The organism is Bradyrhizobium sp. USDA 4354 (assembly GCF_054060315.1).
In genome coordinates, this window is the sequence record NZ_JBSSDC010000001.1 from 4,638,493 (window position 1) to 4,655,557 (window position 17,065).

Genomic DNA, 17,065 nt, shown 5'->3' on the forward strand with positions numbered 1-17,065 from the left:
TTCCAGCACCCCATGGCGACATGACCGAGCTCAAGCCCGACCAGTTCGAGATGCGCCGGCTGGAATCGCTCAGCAACACCATCTTTGGTGTCGCCATGACGCTTTTGGCCTACGATCTGCCCAAGGCCGCGGTGTTCACGACCGCGCCCGACTGGAACGATCTGGCCCGGGTTTATTCCGGCAAGCTCGCCGGCTTTGCGCTCAGTTTCATCATCGCCGGCGTGTTCTGGATCAGCCATCACCGCCGGCTGGCGCGCCAGCCGGTCGGCAGCCGCGGGATGGTGATCCTGAATCTGTTTTTTCTGCTCTCGATCGTGCTGCTGCCGGTGACCAACGGCCTCTACACCAATTACGGCATGAGCAACGCGGTCGCCGTGCTCTACGGCCTCCATCTGACCGCGATCGCGGGCCTCAACGCCTGGCTGTGGTGGGCGATCCTCGGCGGCTGGCGCCACGAGATCATGGCCTCGCTGTTTCCGCTGCTGGTGTTCATCCCGGGCACGATCATTGCGGCGTTCGCGCCGCACGTCGCACCCTTCGTGTGGTTCCTCGCGTTCGGCGGGCTCCTGATCCAGCGCTTTTACGTCGCGCCGAACCCATCGGCCGGCACGTAAAGCTTGACCGGGCGGATTTCGTAGACCGCCGTCGGATTGACCGCACGCAGCTTCCGCGCCGCCGCGATCGCCTCATCCTCGGTGGCGCATTGCATCAGGTGGAAGCCCAGAAGCTGCTCCTTGGTCTCGGCAAAGGGCCCGTCCAGCACCATGCCCGCGCCGGGGCCACGCAAGGTGCGGGCCTTTCGGGTCTCATCCAGACGGGCCGCCGGTCCAAACTGCCCGCTTGCCCGAAGAGGTGCTTGAACCTCGATGACTTTGGCCACGACCGCGGCGTCCTGCTCCGGCGTCCAGGACAAGACTTCGTCTTCCACGTGATAAGCCAGGATGGCGTACAGCATCGTCACCTCATCTCTTTTCTGCGCAAGTCCTGAGGACGTGGCACGGCAGCCCGTGCCGACACTCCCGAAGCAAAATATTGCGCGGCCCGCAAGCGGCGAAACCGTCCTGAAACCCGATTGCGGCCTTGCCATGTGAACGCCGCCGGAATTGGTCGCGACTGATGGACCACAAACAACAAGCTTTTTGCTGGAGGCGGCAATGTCGGGTCACACCATCAAGATCATCTGCGACGCGCGGCGGGCGGGGCAATCCGAGCCGGCCGACCTGCACGACCAGACCGGCCATCACCGCTATTACGGCAGCTCGGCCGAGAACGGCGGCGAGCGGATCGCGGAGAGCCGGCGCGGCAAACGGCCGCGCGCGTTCAAGATGTGCGGCTTCTGAAGCCTTTCGACGAGCCGGTCGTTCAAGATGAACGCCCTGCAAATATCGATCGCGGCGATGCCGTTCCTGCTCGCGCTGATGAGCCGGAGCGGCAAGGCCATTGCGCCGTGCCTTCTGACGAGCCTTTTCACGGTGCTGCTCGGCAGCGAGCCGCACCGTGCGGTCGTCGCCTGGTGCGTCGGCATGCTGATCGCCGCCGTCGCGCTGCGCGAGCGGCTTCGCACCGGCTGACCCGGCGATCCCGTTTCCAAGAGATCGCAAAGCAAAGGCGCGGCGGGGAGGCCCCCGTCGCGCCCGATTTCTTGCTCGCTGGTCCAGGGCTGAGAGCGCCCCGATGCCAAGCTTTAGCCAAAGCTCAGCGGGCGATCCCAGCGAGGTGACAGCGCTTGAGATAAGACACTGGATCACCTCCTTTCGTTGGTTTCGGAAGTCTTCAATATAGGTAGCATTGCTGCCGCTGTTAAGGGCCGACGAGTCCGGACGGACCAGTGGCGGTTCGCGAGGGGTGGAAGACGCCGGAAAGCGACCTCCTGGGCAGTTGAGACCGCCGTCCGGCCGTGTTAGGGAGCCCGTAACGCGGGTGTAGCTCAATGGTAGAGCAGCAGCCTTCCAAGCTGAATACGAGGGTTCGATTCCCTTCACCCGCTCCAAATTCCAACCTGAGCGTCGACAACTTCAGGTTTTCCGATAATCTTTCCCATTGGGCTGGGGGCTTGGGGGCGTCGCGCCTCTGTGACCATCAGGTCGTGGTGCAGACGTGACGCCGCACGCTCGTGCGACGGAACGCATCTGTTGATCGCCCGTTGGGAAGGTGGCCGTGCCGCAATGGAACAATAAGGACCTGTTCGTCTATCACGGGACGGATAGCGCTTCGGTCGGCGTATCGGATCCGCTCGGCGTCCCGTTGGTTGCAAGCGGTGCGACCTTGAGCGGCTTTGCGGTGAGGCTGGCGCTGTGCCGGCCAAGAACAGATTTCGGCCGCGGCTTCTACGTCACCACCAATCCGCATCAGGCGAGACAATGGGCGAATACGCGGGTGATCAGTCTGCCTTCCAGAGCTGTGTTTGCGGTCGTCCTGCGCTTTCAGCTCAATCGCGACTGGCTTGCAGGCCTGGACGCTCTCGCTTTCGTCAGGCCGACCCAGGATTTCTGGGATCTGGTAACGGACTGCCGGATCGGATTTCCTCCGCATCAGCGCAGTTCCTCGCACCCCTACGATGTCGTGTACGGGCCGGTGACCCTTTGGCCGCAGCAGCTGATCATCAGCGATTGCGATCAGATCAGCTTTCACTCGACACAAGCGGCGGCGGCACTTCCTAGTCCGATCGTACACAGAAGGGCAATTGATGGTGCCAAGAGGTCTACGTTGTTCTAAATTTGGCTGGATACCACCTTTATCGAGGTGCCCATGATGACTTCAGACGATGAAAATGCATCGGTTGCGGCGATAGCGAAAAGCGTGGGCGATCTCGATCAGTCCGCGAGGAATGAGTTCTGGAGGCTCGTCAGGCGAACGCTCGTTGAGGTCTTTGGCAAGTCCGAGCGGAATGCGGACATGGAGATCGAATCGCTCATCGCGCGGTTGGACGCCCTGTCGCCCGACGACGCCTTGATGATCTATCACAACTCGCCCATTCAAGTCGCAGCGAACCTCGCTGGCGTCGACGGACCGCTGACCGCACAGCAAGAACTGGCGTATGACGACATCACGAATCGGGGGCGAGCCGCATCCGAGCGTCCGACCGAGAAGGAAGTGCTGCGGCGTCCCAAGGACGTTTCGGATTTCAACTGACGCCTCGTATCCGCGGCTGTTCCCTTCACCCGCTCCAGCCGGACGTGTCCGGCCAAAGGGCAAGCGCGGGCCCCTGTTCCATCTGCTTGAGGGATCTGGCCTTCCGCCGCTCAACGTCGCTCCTGCGCCACCACCGACGATCAGAAACATTAAAAATGGCCGCCGTCCGGAACGTCCATGGCGGTCGTCAGTTGGTTATTCAGTGAGCGATCGATGAAATGGAGAGGCCAGAGCGAAAGCTACGGATAAACCAAATCAAAGATTCGTTCACAAGCCCCGTCGAGTTACTTCGGTAACCGGCGGGGTCCTTGTTTTGAAGACCTTGTTTTGAAAATGGGGCCCATTGCGATTTATGCAGAGGGGGAACCCTTGGCAGTATCTTGGACTTGGCAATACTTGGAATTGAGACATCCAAGTTCCGCGACGAAAAGCCAAGCGCAACTGTCCGGTTTCACGCGTGCTTGCGGGTACCGTGCTTGCGGGTACAAGGAACGCTTAAAGCCCGCCGCCTCTGAGCTTGGCCGGGCCATCCCACCTGAAGCCGGTGGTCCTCGGCAGGAGTCACCAGCGACGTTCCAGTCAGGCTGCAAGAGCGTCGAGATTGACTTCGCCCTTCGCGAGCGTCGTCAGCATGGTGTCGGTCGCCTTCTCCTCCTCCAGGCTCTCGTGCAGGATGTTCTGGTCCTCCCTGAACTCGAGCTGTCCGGCAAGAGCGGCTGCGCTGCCATAAGCGGCAATCTCGTAATGTTCCAGCTTCTGGGCGGAGGCGATCATCGCGGCGTCGCGCAAGTCATCCTGCGTCACCATCTTCATCATCTTCGCAGTCTCTTCGATCAACGCTTCCACAGCCTGGTCGGTGTGCACGCGCGCATCTGCGCCATGCTTCCGCAGGATCCCCTGAAGCCGTTGACCTTGTTGCACCGTCTCTTGCTGATGCTCGGCTAGGGCAAGTTTCAGGGAGGGATGCACCGCCATCTCGGCCATTCGTTTGAGTGCATCGCTCAGCTGATCCTCCATGCTGGCGAGTTCCTGCAGCTCGGCGATGTACAATTCTTTGAAGTTTTTGATCTTCATGATGTCCGTCCATGGCTTGGGTTTGGGATGACCCGAGTTCCGGATTTGGCGGTCAACCGCCTATCCGCGAGACTGTTCCTTGCCAAGCGGGATGCAAAACACATTTGAGCTCGAGGCCGAGGAAGCAAAGAAGAAGTTAGGAACAGCGAGACGGAGCCGTGCTTGCCGCATCATGCAGGGCTTGCGAGGCGAATACCGCCATGAACCATCTCGAAAACAACCATCTCGAAAACAACCATCTCGAAAGCAACCATCTCGAAAGCAACCATCTCGAAAACGCTCCCTTCGACAATGTCCAGGACCATCTCGGCGACCGTGGCTACTTCGTAGCCCCGCTCGACGATCTCATCACATGGGCGCGATCGGGTTCTCTGATGTGGATGACGTTCGGCCTTGCGTGCTGTGCGATCGAGCAGATGCAGGTATCGATGCCGCGATACGACATTGAGCGGTTTGGCGCGGCTCCTCGCGCATCGCCAAGGCAGTCCGACGTCATGATCGTCTCGGGTACGCTCTGCAACAAAATGGCACCAGCCTTGCGCAAGGTCTATGACCAGATGCCGGAGCCGCGCTACGTCATCTCGATGGGATCGTGCGCCAACGGCGGTGGCTACTATCACTATTCGTACTCGGTCGTGCGCGGCTGTGATCGCATCGTGCCCGTCGACATCTATGTGCCCGGCTGTCCTCCGACGGCTGAAGCCCTGCTTTACGGACTCGTGCTGCTTCAGAAGAAGATTCGGCGAACCGGAACGATCGAGCGGTGACTCGATGAGGTGCCGGCCCCCGGGGAGGGCTGAGGAACCATCACCGCAAGCGCGAGTTGGCCGGTCGGGCGGGGTGAAAGCCACACGAGGCCAACCGTGGAAGACGACGTGCGCGTGCGCTCCACCGCGCAGATCGCGGGTCATCCGATCCATCCGATGCTGGTGCCGATCCCGATCGCGTGTTTCGTCGGAGCGCTGCTGACCGACATCGCCTATGTCGCAAGCGCCGAGATCATGTGGGCGGATTTTTCGGCCTGGCTTCTGCTCGTCGGCGTCATCTTCGGCGTGCTGGCGGCCATCGCGGGCCTGACCGATTTCATCGGAAATCGGCTGGTGCGGGCGCAGACGCCGGCCTGGCCGCATCTGATCGGCAATGCGGTGGCGCTGATCCTGGCGATCTTCAACTTGATGATCCACATGCGCGATGCCTGGACCTCGGTGTGGCCGAGCGGGCTCGTTCTGTCCGCGATCACCGTGCTGATCCTGGCGATCACGGGCTGGCTCGGCTGGGCCATGGTCTATCGCCACGGCGTGGGAGTTGCGCGATGAAGCTCTTGTCTGCCCACGCGCTGTTGTGCTCGTCGCTGCTGTTTCTGGCCGGGTGCAATGACGGTAGCGGCGATCCCAAGGCGCAAGTGGGCGCCAACCCGACGCTCCCCGACATCCAGCAATATCTGCTGCCGTCGGTTCACATCGCCCGCATCATCGGTTGGAAGAAGGACGAGACGCCGACGGTCGCGCCAGGCCTCCAGGTCAAGGCCTTCGCGACCGGCTTGCAGCATCCGCGCTCGCTCTATGTGCTGCCCAATGGCGACGTGCTGGTGGTGGAATCCAAGGCCCCGAAGGGCGCCCCGATCAAGCGACCCAAGGAAATCGTGATGGGATATGTCGAGTCCTGGGCGACCTCCGGCGGCGACAGCGGCGAGAGCAACCGCATCACGCTGCTGCGCGACAGCAATGGCGACGGCGTGCCGGAGACGCAAAGCGTCTTCCTCGACCATCTCAACTCGCCGTTCGGCGTCGCGCTCGTCGGCAACGATCTCTACGTCGCCAACACCGACGCCATCGTCAGATATCCGTACACGGAAGGGGATACGAAGATCACTGCGCCCGGCACGGTGCTGACACCGCTGCCGGGTGGTCCGATCAACCATCATTGGACCAAGAGCCTGGTCGCCAGTCCCGACGGATCGAAGCTCTATGCCGGTGTCGGCTCCAACAGCAACATCACCGAGAACGGCATGGAGGCCGAGCACAACCGCGCCGCGATCCTCGAGGTCGATCGTGCCAGCGGGCGCTGGCGCGTGTTCGCAAGCGGCCTGCGCAATCCCAACGGCCTCAGCTTCGAGCCGCAGACCGGGGCACTGTGGACGGTGGTGAACGAGCGCGATGAGCTCGGTCCCGATCTCGTCCCTGATTACATGACCTCGGTGAAGGACGGTGGCTTCTACGGCTGGCCCTACAGCTATTTCGGCCAGCACGTCGATCCCCGCGTCAAGCCGGAGCGGCCTGATCTCGTCGCCAGGGCGATCGTGCCGGACTACGCGCTGAGCTCGCATGTCGCCCCGCTCGGGCTCGCCTTCAACACCGGCACCAGCTTGCCGGCTGCCTATCGCAACGGCGCCTTCGTCGGTGAGCACGGCAGTTGGAACAGGCAGGTGCTCAACGGCTACAAGGTCGTGTTCGTGTCGTTCACGGACGGCAAGCCGAGCGGCCCGGCGCAGGACGTCGTCACGGGCTTTCTCAACAGCGACAACCAGGCGCGCGGCCGTCCCGTCGGCGTCGCCATCGACAAGACCGGCGCGTTGCTGGTCGCCGACGACAGCGGCAACACGGTCTGGCGGGTGAGTGCCGTCCATCCCCAACTGACGCAACGTTGAGCCCGGTACCGCGTTGAGAGTTCAGACGATTTTTTGAACGGTAGATCAGGAGTAGGACAATGGGTCTCGCTCAATACGCCATCGTGCCGGTGCAGGACGAATGGGGCGTGCTGCATGACGGCGACGTCAAGAGCAGATACGCCACCAAGGAAGCTGCATTCGAGTCGGCGGTGGCCGCGGCATCCCTGGCTCTTCGCGAGGGACATGAAGTCCATGTCAGCGTGCCCGGCCGTGAAGCCGGCGAGAACGCGCTCGGTGTGTAGAGCTCACCGCAGACATGCGCTCGAAAGAAGGAGGCCGCGATGACCAAGCCCCGTGAGCCCAATGGTGTCGAGCCATCCCGCTCCGAGGACGACATCCAGCGCGACCAGCTCGGTCCGCGCGGCGTGCCGGATGCGCCTGATCCGGCCAAGATGACGCCTCAGCGCGACAAGAAGACGCCGAAGCATGTGGATCCCGGTCACACGGCTTGAGGGGCGTGGCGAGCAGGCCCTCAGCTCTTTGAATTGGCGCTCGTAGCTTCGCAGCGTTGCGCGCTGGTCGACCTAAGCGATTGCTGCGATATCGGTCTTTGCGAAGTCATCACCGACATAGAGCAGTGCGCAGCCATGCTCCTTGGCGACATCGTAGGCGAAACAGTCGCCAAAGTTGAGGCCGGCAGGATGATTGCCTTTGCCCCAAAGCGAGTAGATCTGCGCCACGCGTTCGGCGGATGCCTGGGTCACCGAGATCACGTTCAAGCCGAGATTTGCGATCAGGCTCTTCATCTCTTCGTACACGCCGCGGCGCGCAGCGACGATCAGGCTCTCCGCAGCGGTGGCGGCCGAGATCAGGATTTCGTCCGCGGTCTCCAGCGCAGCGATGCAGGCATCGGCTTGCGGCTCGTCGAGCACGATCGCCATGAGTGCCGACGTATCGACTGCGATCATTCCGGCATTCCATCATTGCCGAAGAGAAAGTCCTGACTGCGCGCCGCATCGGGGCCGGGAAGCGCTTTGGCCGCGCCGCTCTTGCGGGCAGCCTCGAGCACCGCGCGCCGGGTCGCAGGGTCCGGGGGAAGCTTGATCGGAACGAGCCGCACCGCAGGATGTCCATGTCGCGTCAGGATCACCTCGTCGCCGGCTTCCGCACGACGGACAAGATCGGTCAACTGTCCCTTGGCCTCTGTGACGGAGACGCGCATCTCATTGTCCCTCTTCGCGTTTCCATAAAATGGACCAGAGGGTGGTCCATGTCAATCAGGCCATGACTTCCGCCGCTCTGCGAAGCGTGCCTCCATGGCATTCGGAACTGACATTCCTCGATTCTGCGATCTCCCGCTAAGAGATGTGAGCCGGCGCAATCAGCGCCTGGCGGGCAGGCGACGTTTGGAATGCAATTTTTGAAATCGGACGGCAGGCTGATCGGCGTCCTGCTGGTGCTCGCGATCACGCAGCTGGTCGGATGGGGCACGATCGGGCTTCCCGCCATCGTTGGGCGCGATCTCGCCGCCGATCTCGGCATGAGCCTGCCGGCGGTGTTCGCCGGGACGTCCGTTCTCTACGTCTCGATGGGGCTGTGCGGCCCGTTGCTCGCCAAGTCGTTTGCGCGGCATGGCGCGCGGACGGTCATGATGGTCGGCACGGTCGTCACTGCGCCGGGCTTCGTGCTGCTGTCGCTCGCGCGCGAACCGATGCTCTATTTCGTAGCGTGGATCGTCCTCGGCATCGCCGGCAGCGCCACGCTGTCGACCGGCGCCTATATCCTGCTGAACGAGATCGCGGGGCGACAGGCCAAGAACGCGATCGGCGCCCTCATGCTGGTGACGGGCCTGTCCAGCAGCATCTTCTGGCCGACGACCTCGTTCCTGAGCGGTCATCTCGGCTGGCGCGGGACGTGCCTCGTCTACGCGGCGATGATGCTCGTCGTCAGCCTTCCGCTCTATGCGTTTTGCGCGCCGCGCCGGCAGATCGCAAAGGACGATGGCGCCGAGCCGTCCAGGCGGTCGCCGCCGCCTGCGATTCCACGGAGCACGTTCGGCCTCGTCGTCGCCGCGATCACGCTGAACGCCTTCGTCAATTTCGGCATCAGCGCGATCTTGATCGAGCTGTTGCGGGCGGAGGGGCTGGCGCCGGCTCAGGCGCTGGTGTTCGGCTCGATGCTGGGCGTGATCCAGGTCAGCGCCCGCGGGCTGGATTTCCTCGGCGGCGGGCGGTGGGACGGAATCACGACCGGGCTCGTTGCGGGCACCGCATTGCCGGTGGCCATGCTGCTGCTGATGATGAGCGAGGGCGCGACCTGGGCGGTCGCGGTCTTCATCCTGCTCTATGGTGCCGGCAGCGGCGCGATGGCGGTGGCGCGGGCGACGATCCCGCTCGTGTTCTACGACCAGGCCGAGTTCGCCAAGGCAATGTCGATGATCGCGCTGCCGCTCAATCTGGCATCGGCGGTCTCACCGCCGCTCCTCGTCGGCCTGCTCACGGAGTTCGGCAGCCGCGGTGCGCTCGGTCTCACCTTCGTCTTCTCCTGCGCCACGGTGTTGATTTTGGTCCTGCTCGGCCGGCGGCGGCCGCGGGCGGTTGCGGCTGGCGCGACCTAAAGCCCATAGAAGCGATATTCGCGGCGCGGAAAGTTGCGAGCAGGAATGGGCGCCGTTCGCCCGGCAGGAGATGGCCGCATGCCGTCAGTGCAGTGCTCAGGGCGCGAAAATGGTGTATCCGCAGGGAGCGCGGCCTCGCGATCTCGCGCCGCGCCAAGATCAGTTCCCCGGAGGAAATCGACATGTCGGCCCTGCCGCTCTCAGGCATCAAGATCCTTGACCTCACTCGCGTGCTTGCGGGGCCCCTGTCGGCCCAGATGCTGGGCGATCTCGGCGCGGAGGTGATCAAGATCGAGCGGCCGGGCACCGGGGATGACGCGCGCGCCTTCGGACCGCCTTACCTAACCGACCCCGACGGCAAGGCCAACAACAACAATTCGTTCTATCTCTGCGCCAACCGCAACAAGAAGTCGGTCACGGTCAACATCGCCAAGCCGGAAGGGCAGGCGATCATCCGCGAGCTCGCCAAGGACGCCGACGTCTTCATGGAGAACTACAAGGTCGGCGATCTCAAGCGCTACGGCCTCGACTACGAGACCATCAAGGCGATCAATCCCGGCATCATCTATTGCTCGGTGACCGGCTTCGGCCAGACCGGACCCTATGCACCGCGCGCCGGCTATGACGCCATCCTGCAGGCGATGGGCGGGCTGATGAGCGTCACCGGCCATATCGACGGCGAGCCTGGCGAGGGCCCGATGAAGGTCGGCCCGTCGATCGTCGACTACATGACCGGCATGAACGCCTCGATCGGGATTCTCTCGGCGCTCTACCATCGCGACGCCAATGACGGGCAGGGACAGCACATCGACGTCTGTCTGTTCGATACCGTCATCGCATCGCTGTCGCACTGGCTGCAGATCTATCTCGTCAACGGCAAGACGCCGCCGCGCCGCGGCACCTGGGGCAATGGCGGCATGCCGGCCGGGGTGTTCCGCTGTGCCGACGGTGAGCTGATGCTGGTGGTCGGCAATGACGGCCAGTTTCAGCGTACCTGCGCCGTGCTCGGCGAGCCCGAGCTCGCGAACGATAAGCGCTTCGTCAAGAACAACGACCGCGTCGTGCACGGCAAGGAGATCATGGCGATCTTCGCCGGCCTGTTCCTGAAGCAGCCGGTGGCCTACTGGCTAGAGAAGCTGGAGGAGGCCGGTGTGCCGTCGGGGCCGATCAATAACTTCGAGCAGGTGTTCTCCGATCCGCACGTCCAGTCGCGCGGCATGCGGGTGAAGGTCAACCATCCCTTCCAGCCCGATCTGTCGCTGGTCCGCAATGCGCTGACTTTGTCGGAGACGCCGATCGAGGACTACCGCGCGCCGCCGCTGCTCGGGGAGCACACCCAGGAGGTGCTCGGCGGCAAGCTCGGCTATGATGCGGAGAGGATCGAGGCGCTGAAGCGACAGGGGATCATCTAGCTGGATGAGCGCAAGCCTCGGCGCGACCGTTGCGACAGCTGAGGACGCGCGCGCCATGCTGGAGCTTGCGTGAGGCTTGTCCGCAATCCCCAGATAACCCCGCTCCGTAGTCGCACAGGCTTCCGTTCCGCGCGAGACTCTGCTTCGATCTCTCCACTTGAGTGCGGGAGGGAAGTGAATGTCCTACACGATCGGGTTCCAGACCAAGGACCAGAAGGCCATTCTGGCGACCGAGGCGGCCACCGCCAATCAGGCCGTCGCCATCATTGCTGCGCTGCGGCAGAGCGCCGACGAAATAAAGTTCATCCGATCGCCTCAAGAAGGCGAGATGGGCATCGAGATGCTGCTGCTGCTCGCCAAGGAAGAGGCCGAGGAGATGCCGCAGCGGGCATAGCCCGCCTTTACGATCACACTTCGGTCAGAAGCGAAACATGTCGGCTGCCACATGATGTAGTCAGCCGTCAGTCTCGCTCGAAGTGAAGGTGGTCGCCATGAAACGCGAAGCTCTCCGCGTCGAACCGATCTCGACCTTTCTCGACCGACGCAACGCACCGGTCTCGCCGGTGACGCGCGCCGGCAACATGATCTTCGTCGCCGGCCTGCCGCCGTTCGATCCCGCGACGGGGGAGATCGCCTCCGCCCCGATCGAGCGTCAAAGCGAAATCATCATGGAGCAGATGAAGCTGTGCCTCGAGGCGGCCGGCGCCTCCCTCGACAACGTCATGAAGTGCAACGTCTACTGCACCTCGACCAGGCACTTCGGCGCGTTCAACGCGGTCTATGCCCGCTACTTCCCGCATGATCCGCCGGCGCGGATCTTCGTCTGCACGCCGGAATGGTTCGGCCCCTTCGACGTCGAGATCGACTGCATCGCGATGATGTGACGTTAGCGTGCCGCCACCCTCGATGGCGCCTTCGTCTCGACCTTTCCTGCCGTCAGCGCCATCGTCGCCACGCTGACCACGCGCGCGACCACATCCTCGACGTCGTCGAGGTCGCATTTGCCTTCGGACAGTTTCGTCAGCCGCTCGCTCTCGCGGATGGTGTGGTGCGCCATGGCGAGCGCGAAGTTGAGGCCCCAATAGACGTCGACGTCGCTGCGCTCGGGCAGGGCGCGGCGCATCGCGGCGGCGAATTTGCGCAAATGGTCGATCTCGCGGTTCTTGATGCGGCGGATCGGCGGCACGGATTCGATCGAGGCGCGGATCATGAAGCGCGCGGCGGTCGAGCGCTGGTTCTCCGGTCCCAGGCAGCCGCGCAAGGTCGGCCCGACCAGCGCGCGCAGGATCACCTCGATCGGGGCGCGGCCGCCGCCTTGCTCCTCCGCCGCCTTCAATTCGCGCAGGCGCTCGCGGTTGGTGGCGATCGAGCGGGTGACGAACAATTCCGCGATCAGCTCGTCCTTGGAGCCGAAATGATAGTTCACCGCGGCGAGGTTGACGCCGGCCTCCGCGACGATGTCGCGCAGTGTCACGTCGCCGAAGCCGCGATCGGCATAGAGCCGTTCGGCTGCGGCGAGAATGGCAGATCTCGTATGATCGCTGGCCATGGTTTTGGATCTCGGCTTGGGACCTCGTCATTCCGGGGCGGCACGAAAGTGCCGAACCCGGAATCTCGCGCCGCAATCTCGAGATTCCGGGTTCGACGCTCCGCGTCGCCCCGGAATGACGTGAGGGCCGCGAAGCGCCGAGGGGAGTTGCAATTCAAACAGTTGTATGAAACTATCGTTTGAAGGCCGGAGATGTCAATCCGCAATCAGGACTCGTTCGCAAATCGAAGGGTCCGGTTCCGAAGCGTCGCAAGGTCCGCGCTTGCGGGCTGCAAGCGAGCGGAGGACAGTCCGGCGCAAAACAGGCCCGCGCGCCAACAGGCTCGCAAAGAGAAACGAGGAGCGTCCCATGGATTTCGATCTGTCCCCCAAGCAGAAGGAATGGCTCGACCGCGTGCAGTCCTTCATGGCCAAGCACGTGCGCCCTGCGGTGCCGGTCTACGACCAGCAGGACAAGAGCGGCGACCGCTGGAAGGTCATCCCGATCCTGGAAGACCTCAAGAAGAAGGCCAAGGCCGAGGGCCTCTGGAACATGTTCATGCCGCCGTCCGAGCACGAGGACGACGAATTCCGCGGCGCGGGACTGACCAATCTCGAATATGCGCTGCTGTCGGAAGAGATGGGCCGCATCACCTGGGCCTCGGAAGTGTTCAACTGCTCGGCGCCCGACACCGGCAACATGGAAGTGTTCATCCGCTACGGCACCAAGGAGCAGAAGCGCAAATGGCTGCGTCCGCTGATGGACGGCGAGATCCGCTCCGCCTTCCTGATGACGGAACCGGCGGTCGCCTCGTCCGACGCCACCAACATCGAGACGCGCATCGAGCGCGACGGCGACCATTACGTCATCAACGGCCGCAAATGGTGGTCGTCCGGCGTCGGCGATCCCCGCTGCAAGATCGCGATCCTGATGGGCAAGACCGATTTCAAGGCGGCCAAGCACCAGCAGCAGTCGCAGATCCTGGTTCCGCTCGACACGTCAGGCATCAAGGTCGAGAAGATGCTGCCCGTGTTCGGCTTCGACGATGCGCCGCACGGCCACGCCCAGGTGCTGCTCGACAATGTGCGGGTGCCGAAGGAGAACATCCTGCTCGGCGAAGGCCGCGGCTTCGAGATCGCGCAGGGCCGTCTCGGTCCGGGCCGTATCCACCACTGCATGCGCACCATCGGCAAGGCCGAGGAGGCGCTGGAGAAGATGGTGAAGCGGCTCGCCTCGCGCACCGCATTCGGCAAGAGGATCGTCGAGCATTCGGTGTGGGAGCAGCGCATCGGCGAGGCCCGCACCAACATCGAGATGACGCGGCTTCTGTGCCTCAAGGCCGCTGACATGATGGACAAGGTCGGCAACAAGACCGCGCAGGCCGAGATCGCCATGATCAAGGTCGCAGCCCCCAACATGGCGCTCAAGATCATCGACGAGGCGATCCAGGCGTTTGGCGGTGCAGGCGTCTCGGACGAGGCGGGCCTTGCCAAGGACTACGCCCACATCCGCACGCTCCGTCTCGCCGACGGTCCGGACGAGGTGCACAATCGCGCCATTGCCAGACTTGAGGTTCGGAAGTATGCAAATTCTCCCAATCATTGAGAGGGAGAGCCGGGAGGCGCTCCCGATCTGAAGAAACGACAGGGCATGATGCGGTGACCGCTTGACGCAAGTGCGTCAGCGGTTACCGATTAGGATCATGCTCGACCTGAAATGGTCAGGACTGAAGAGGGAGCGTCATCGTGGCTGACGGCGTCAGGAAAGACGAAGAGTTCTCGGGCACCAAGCCGGTCGAGGAGCGGCATCGTTTCGACGAGCTGCGCCTGGAAGCCTGGATGCGCGACAACGTCGAAGGCTATGAGGGACCGCTGGTCGTGCTCCAGTTCAAGGGCGGCCAGTCCAACCCGACCTATCGCCTCAATACGCCGAAGCGCTCCTACGTGATGCGCCGCAAGCCGTTCGGCAAATTGCTGCCCTCGGCACATGCGGTCGATCGCGAATATCGCGTCATTGCAGCCCTCGGAAAGCAGGGCTTTCCGGTCGCGCGCGCCTATGCGCTGTGCCAGGACGACGGCGTCATTGGCGCCGCCTTCTACATCATGTCGATGGAGGAGGGCCGGGTGTTCTGGGATCCGACGCTGCCGAGCCAGGAGCCTGGCGCGCGCCGAAAAATCTTCACCAGCAAGATCGAGACGCTGGCGAAACTCCACATGTTCGATCCCGTCGCGATCGGTCTGGCCGACTTCGGCAAGCCCGGCAATTATTTTGCGCGGCAGATCGACCGCTGGACCAAGCAGTACCGGGCGTCCGAGACCCAGCACATTCCGGAGTTCGAGAAAGTCGCCGAATGGCTGCCCAAGACCGTGCCCGAGCAGGCGCGCGTCTCGATCGTCCACGGCGACTATCGCCTCGACAACATGATTTTCCACGCAACGGAACCGCGCGTGCAGGCCGTGCTGGACTGGGAGCTGTCGACGCTCGGCGATCCCATGGCCGACTTCACCTATCTGTTGATGCAGTGGATCATGCCGGGTCTGCAGGGCGTCGACCTCAAGGCGCTCAACATCCCGAGCCTGGAAGAGGCGGCGCAGATCTATTGCAACGTCACCCAGATGACGGTGCCTGATCTCAACTGGTACTTCGCCTACAATCTGTTCCGTCTCGCCGGCATCACCCAAGGCATCGCCGGCCGCGTCCGCGACGGCACCGCCGCCAACGCCAAGGCGCTCGAATCCGCCAAGCGCACCGTGCCGCTGTCAAAGGCATCGTGGGACTACGCGCAAAAGGCGGGCGCGGTGTAGGAAATGTGAAGGTGCGGTCAGTGACCGCGCCTTTTGCCTTGTGGACGTACTCTCGTGCTGTTTCGCTCATCTCTCGTGTCCCGGACGCGGTGCAGCACGCAGTGCTGCTTCGCAGAGCCGGGACCCAGTCACGTTGCCAAGGTATTCAGCTCATCCGTAAGATCGCGCCAATCCGGATTGAGTTCTTCGATCAACTTGAGCTTCCATGCGCGCCGCCATCGTTTCAGCGAGTGCTCGCGTGCCCGCGCCTCCAGCACGGATTCGAAGATTTCAAAATAGACCAGCAATGTCACGTCGTATTGCCGCGTGAAGCCAGGTATAAGCTTGGCCTTGTGCTCGCTCACGCGGCGAGCGAGGTCGTTCGTCACTCCGATATAGAGAGTGCCGTTTCGTTTGCTCGCAAGAATGTAAACGAAGAAGGGCATGCCTATGAAGCAGTGCCGAGAAGATACGCTCTAGAGTTGCATGCTTCGATGTTGTCGCCAAGTGTTCTGGGTCCCGGCTCTGCAGTGCGGTACTACGCACCGCACTGCGTCCGGGACGCGAGATCAGAATTCTTCGGAGCCTATGCCTACGATCGCTCTCTCGTGTCCCGGACGCGGTGCAGCACGCAGTGCTGCTCCGCAGAGCCGGGACCCAGAAACTTCACGGCCGCTGATTACGACGCGGCACAATGCGCGATCAGCCGCTCCACGAACCCCGCGCATTTCTCCAGCTCCGCCATCTCCACGAACTCGTCAGGCGTATGCGCCTGCGCGATCGCGCCAGGGCCGATCACCACGGAAGGGATGTCGGCGATGCTGGCGAACAGGCTCGCCTCGGTGCCGAAGGCGACCTTGGCGTGGTCGTTACGCCCTGCAAGGCTCTTGGCGAGCGTGACGATCGCGGCGTCGGCGGCGGTGTCGAGCGCGGGGTAGTCGAGGATCTCCTCGAAATCGATGCCGCATTCCGGATGCTGCGCCTTCATCACGGGCTCGATCTCGGCCCTGGCCCAGGCGACGATCGCATCCGTCACCTCCCTGGACTCGGTGATACCGATGCCGCGGCATTCGAAGTCCACCGTGCAGGTGTCGGGCACGATGTTCAGCGCGGCGCCGCCGTGCACGATGCTGGTGAGCAGCGTCGAATGCGGAACGTCGTAGAGACTGTCGGCCGATCGCACGGCCGCGAGCGCCACGGCGCGGCGGCGGATCTCGACGATCAGCTCGGCGGCATATTCGATCGCGTTGACGCCGTCGGGTGCGATCGAGGAATGACGCGCGAGCCCGCGGAACGTGGCGCGCACGCCGTGCTTGCCCTTGTGGCCGATGATGACCTGCATCTGCGTCGGCTCGCCGATGAAGGCGCCGAGCGGCCTGACCTTCTTCTTGGCGACCTCGCGCAGCATCGGCCGCACGCCGACGCAGCCGATCTCCTCGTCATAGGAGATCGCCAGATGAATCGGCGTCTTCAGCTTGGCCTCTGCCATCTCCGGCACCATGGCAAGGCACACAGCGACATAGCCCTTCATGTCGGTGGTGCCGCGGCCGTAGAGCTTGCCGTCGCGCTCCACCAGTTTGAACGGATCATGGCTCCAGTCCTGGCCCACGACAGGTACCACATCGGTATGGCCCGACAGCACGAAGCCCGGCCGGTCCTCCGGCCCGATCGTGACCCAGAGCGAAGCCTTCTCGCCGGTCTCGTCGACGATGCGCTCGCCCTTGATGCCGCATGCGGCGAGGTAGCTCTCGATATGGGCAATCAGGGGCAGGTTGGTGCGGTCGCTGACAGTGTCGAAAGCGACGAGGTCGGCGAGGAGTTTGCGAATGCGATCGGGTCTTGAGCTCTGCATTGTCTCGGTCTTGTCAGGGAATGGAGGCTGAGTTGCCTGCAGGAACCATACCAACGTG

At 63.2% G+C, this 17,065-nt stretch carries 22 protein-coding genes, 1 tRNA gene and 1 pseudogene; 17 read left to right on the top strand and 7 right to left on the bottom strand.

The window, feature by feature from the left end; translation table 11 throughout:
- The first annotated feature begins 20 nt into the window (after positions 1-20).
- Positions 21-614: a TMEM175 family protein gene (locus ACVIIV_RS21230; protein WP_456748789.1), complete on the top strand. Its 594-nt coding sequence runs from the start codon at positions 21-23 to the stop codon at positions 612-614.
- Here the strand turns inward: ACVIIV_RS21230 and ACVIIV_RS21235 are convergent.
- A complete protein-coding gene (locus ACVIIV_RS21235; protein WP_456745907.1) occupies positions 581-955 on the bottom strand; it encodes a YciI family protein in 375 nt (124 codons plus the stop codon). The two genes, ACVIIV_RS21230 and ACVIIV_RS21235, sit on opposite strands and share 34 nt — an antisense overlap.
- Before the next feature lie 199 nt (positions 956-1,154).
- On the opposite strand from ACVIIV_RS21235, the gene ACVIIV_RS21240 reads away from it, so the two are divergent.
- The 5 genes from ACVIIV_RS21240 (at position 1,155) to ACVIIV_RS21260 (ending at position 3,132) form a co-directional block, all read left to right on the top strand.
- Positions 1,155-1,340, top strand: a complete 186-nt coding sequence (locus tag ACVIIV_RS21240; protein WP_456745908.1) for a hypothetical protein — start codon at positions 1,155-1,157, stop codon at positions 1,338-1,340.
- Between the two features lie 27 nt (positions 1,341-1,367).
- Positions 1,368-1,571, top strand: coding sequence for a hypothetical protein (locus ACVIIV_RS21245; RefSeq protein WP_456745909.1), 204 nt, complete (start codon positions 1,368-1,370; stop codon positions 1,569-1,571).
- 345 nt (positions 1,572-1,916) lie between these two features.
- A tRNA-Gly gene (locus ACVIIV_RS21250) sits at positions 1,917-1,990 on the top strand.
- A 167-nt stretch (positions 1,991-2,157) separates the two neighbouring features.
- On the top strand, positions 2,158-2,715 hold the full coding sequence (locus ACVIIV_RS21255) for a DUF3990 domain-containing protein (protein ID WP_456745910.1): 558 nt from the start codon (positions 2,158-2,160) through the stop codon (positions 2,713-2,715).
- A 33-nt stretch (positions 2,716-2,748) separates the two neighbouring features.
- Positions 2,749-3,132, top strand: a complete 384-nt coding sequence (locus ACVIIV_RS21260) for a hypothetical protein (protein ID WP_456745911.1) — start codon at positions 2,749-2,751, stop codon at positions 3,130-3,132.
- Positions 3,133-3,711: 579 nt separating this feature from the next.
- On the opposite strand, the gene ACVIIV_RS21265 is transcribed toward ACVIIV_RS21260, so the two are convergent.
- Positions 3,712-4,206: a YciE/YciF ferroxidase family protein gene (locus ACVIIV_RS21265; protein ID WP_456745912.1), complete on the bottom strand. Its 495-nt coding sequence runs from the start codon at positions 4,204-4,206 to the stop codon at positions 3,712-3,714.
- Between the two features lie 305 nt (positions 4,207-4,511).
- On the opposite strand from ACVIIV_RS21265, the pseudogene ACVIIV_RS21270 reads away from it, so the two are divergent.
- The 5 genes and pseudogenes from ACVIIV_RS21270 to ACVIIV_RS21290 all read left to right on the top strand — a co-directional run.
- Positions 4,512-4,973 (top strand): annotated as a pseudogene (locus tag ACVIIV_RS21270) (NuoB/complex I 20 kDa subunit family protein); the annotation flags it as partial.
- A 96-nt stretch (positions 4,974-5,069) separates the two neighbouring features.
- The gene (locus ACVIIV_RS21275) at positions 5,070-5,522 is read left to right on the top strand and encodes a DUF2231 domain-containing protein (RefSeq protein ID WP_456745913.1); all 453 of its coding nucleotides are present in this window, start codon (positions 5,070-5,072) and stop codon (positions 5,520-5,522) included.
- Positions 5,519-6,853 carry a PQQ-dependent sugar dehydrogenase gene (locus tag ACVIIV_RS21280; RefSeq protein WP_456745914.1) on the top strand — a complete coding sequence of 445 codons (1,335 nt, stop codon included), beginning with the start codon at positions 5,519-5,521 and terminating at the stop codon, positions 6,851-6,853. The genes ACVIIV_RS21275 and ACVIIV_RS21280 overlap by 4 nt, the downstream gene beginning before the upstream one ends.
- A 59-nt stretch (positions 6,854-6,912) precedes the next feature.
- Entirely contained in the window at positions 6,913-7,116 is a 204-nt protein-coding gene (locus tag ACVIIV_RS21285) for a hypothetical protein (protein ID WP_027576884.1), read from the top strand.
- 39 nt (positions 7,117-7,155) lie between these two features.
- Complete coding sequence (locus ACVIIV_RS21290; protein WP_456745915.1) at positions 7,156-7,326, top strand: hypothetical protein; 171 nt, start codon at positions 7,156-7,158, stop codon at positions 7,324-7,326.
- A gap of 72 nt (positions 7,327-7,398) precedes the next feature.
- Here ACVIIV_RS21290 and ACVIIV_RS21295 read toward each other — a convergent pair whose 3' ends face one another.
- Positions 7,399-7,782: a type II toxin-antitoxin system VapC family toxin gene (locus ACVIIV_RS21295; protein WP_456745916.1), complete on the bottom strand. Its 384-nt coding sequence runs from the start codon at positions 7,780-7,782 to the stop codon at positions 7,399-7,401.
- Positions 7,779-8,036 carry a type II toxin-antitoxin system Phd/YefM family antitoxin gene (locus tag ACVIIV_RS21300; RefSeq protein WP_212372106.1) on the bottom strand — a complete coding sequence of 86 codons (258 nt, stop codon included), beginning with the start codon at positions 8,034-8,036 and terminating at the stop codon, positions 7,779-7,781. Before ACVIIV_RS21300 ends, ACVIIV_RS21295 begins: the two co-directional genes overlap by 4 nt.
- Positions 8,037-8,225: 189 nt before the next feature.
- On the opposite strand from ACVIIV_RS21300, the gene ACVIIV_RS21305 reads away from it, so the two are divergent.
- The 4 genes from ACVIIV_RS21305 to ACVIIV_RS21320 all read left to right on the top strand — a co-directional run bounded on the left by ACVIIV_RS21305 (position 8,226) and on the right by ACVIIV_RS21320 (position 11,727).
- Positions 8,226-9,431 carry an MFS transporter gene (locus ACVIIV_RS21305; protein ID WP_456745917.1) on the top strand — a complete coding sequence of 402 codons (1,206 nt, stop codon included), beginning with the start codon at positions 8,226-8,228 and terminating at the stop codon, positions 9,429-9,431.
- 182 nt (positions 9,432-9,613) lie between these two features.
- Complete coding sequence (locus ACVIIV_RS21310; protein ID WP_456745918.1) at positions 9,614-10,843, top strand: CaiB/BaiF CoA transferase family protein; 1,230 nt, start codon at positions 9,614-9,616, stop codon at positions 10,841-10,843.
- A gap of 178 nt (positions 10,844-11,021) precedes the next feature.
- Positions 11,022-11,237 carry a hypothetical protein gene (locus ACVIIV_RS21315; protein WP_456745919.1) on the top strand — a complete coding sequence of 72 codons (216 nt, stop codon included), beginning with the start codon at positions 11,022-11,024 and terminating at the stop codon, positions 11,235-11,237.
- 97 nt (positions 11,238-11,334) lie between these two features.
- Entirely contained in the window at positions 11,335-11,727 is a 393-nt protein-coding gene (locus tag ACVIIV_RS21320; RefSeq protein ID WP_456745920.1) for a RidA family protein, read from the top strand.
- Positions 11,728-11,729: 2 nt separating this feature from the next.
- Here ACVIIV_RS21320 and ACVIIV_RS21325 read toward each other — a convergent pair whose 3' ends face one another.
- Positions 11,730-12,392 (bottom strand): TetR/AcrR family transcriptional regulator, encoded by a 663-nt coding sequence (locus ACVIIV_RS21325; protein WP_456745921.1) that lies wholly within the window; start codon positions 12,390-12,392, stop codon positions 11,730-11,732.
- Positions 12,393-12,741: 349 nt separating this feature from the next.
- Here ACVIIV_RS21325 and ACVIIV_RS21330 point away from each other — a divergent pair, with 349 nt between their 5' ends.
- Together ACVIIV_RS21330 and ACVIIV_RS21335 are read left to right on the top strand one after the other, a co-directional pair.
- A complete protein-coding gene (locus tag ACVIIV_RS21330; protein ID WP_456745922.1) occupies positions 12,742-13,977 on the top strand; it encodes an acyl-CoA dehydrogenase family protein in 1,236 nt (411 codons plus the stop codon).
- Between the two features lie 140 nt (positions 13,978-14,117).
- Entirely contained in the window at positions 14,118-15,176 is a 1,059-nt protein-coding gene (locus tag ACVIIV_RS21335) for a phosphotransferase family protein (protein WP_456745923.1), read from the top strand.
- A 128-nt stretch (positions 15,177-15,304) separates the two neighbouring features.
- On the opposite strand, the gene ACVIIV_RS21340 is transcribed toward ACVIIV_RS21335, so the two are convergent.
- A complete protein-coding gene (locus ACVIIV_RS21340; RefSeq protein WP_456745924.1) occupies positions 15,305-15,601 on the bottom strand; it encodes a GIY-YIG nuclease family protein in 297 nt (98 codons plus the stop codon).
- Between the two features lie 233 nt (positions 15,602-15,834).
- Entirely contained in the window at positions 15,835-17,007 is a 1,173-nt protein-coding gene (argE, locus tag ACVIIV_RS21345; protein ID WP_456745925.1) for an acetylornithine deacetylase, read from the bottom strand.
- Positions 17,008-17,065: the final 58 nt, after the last annotated feature.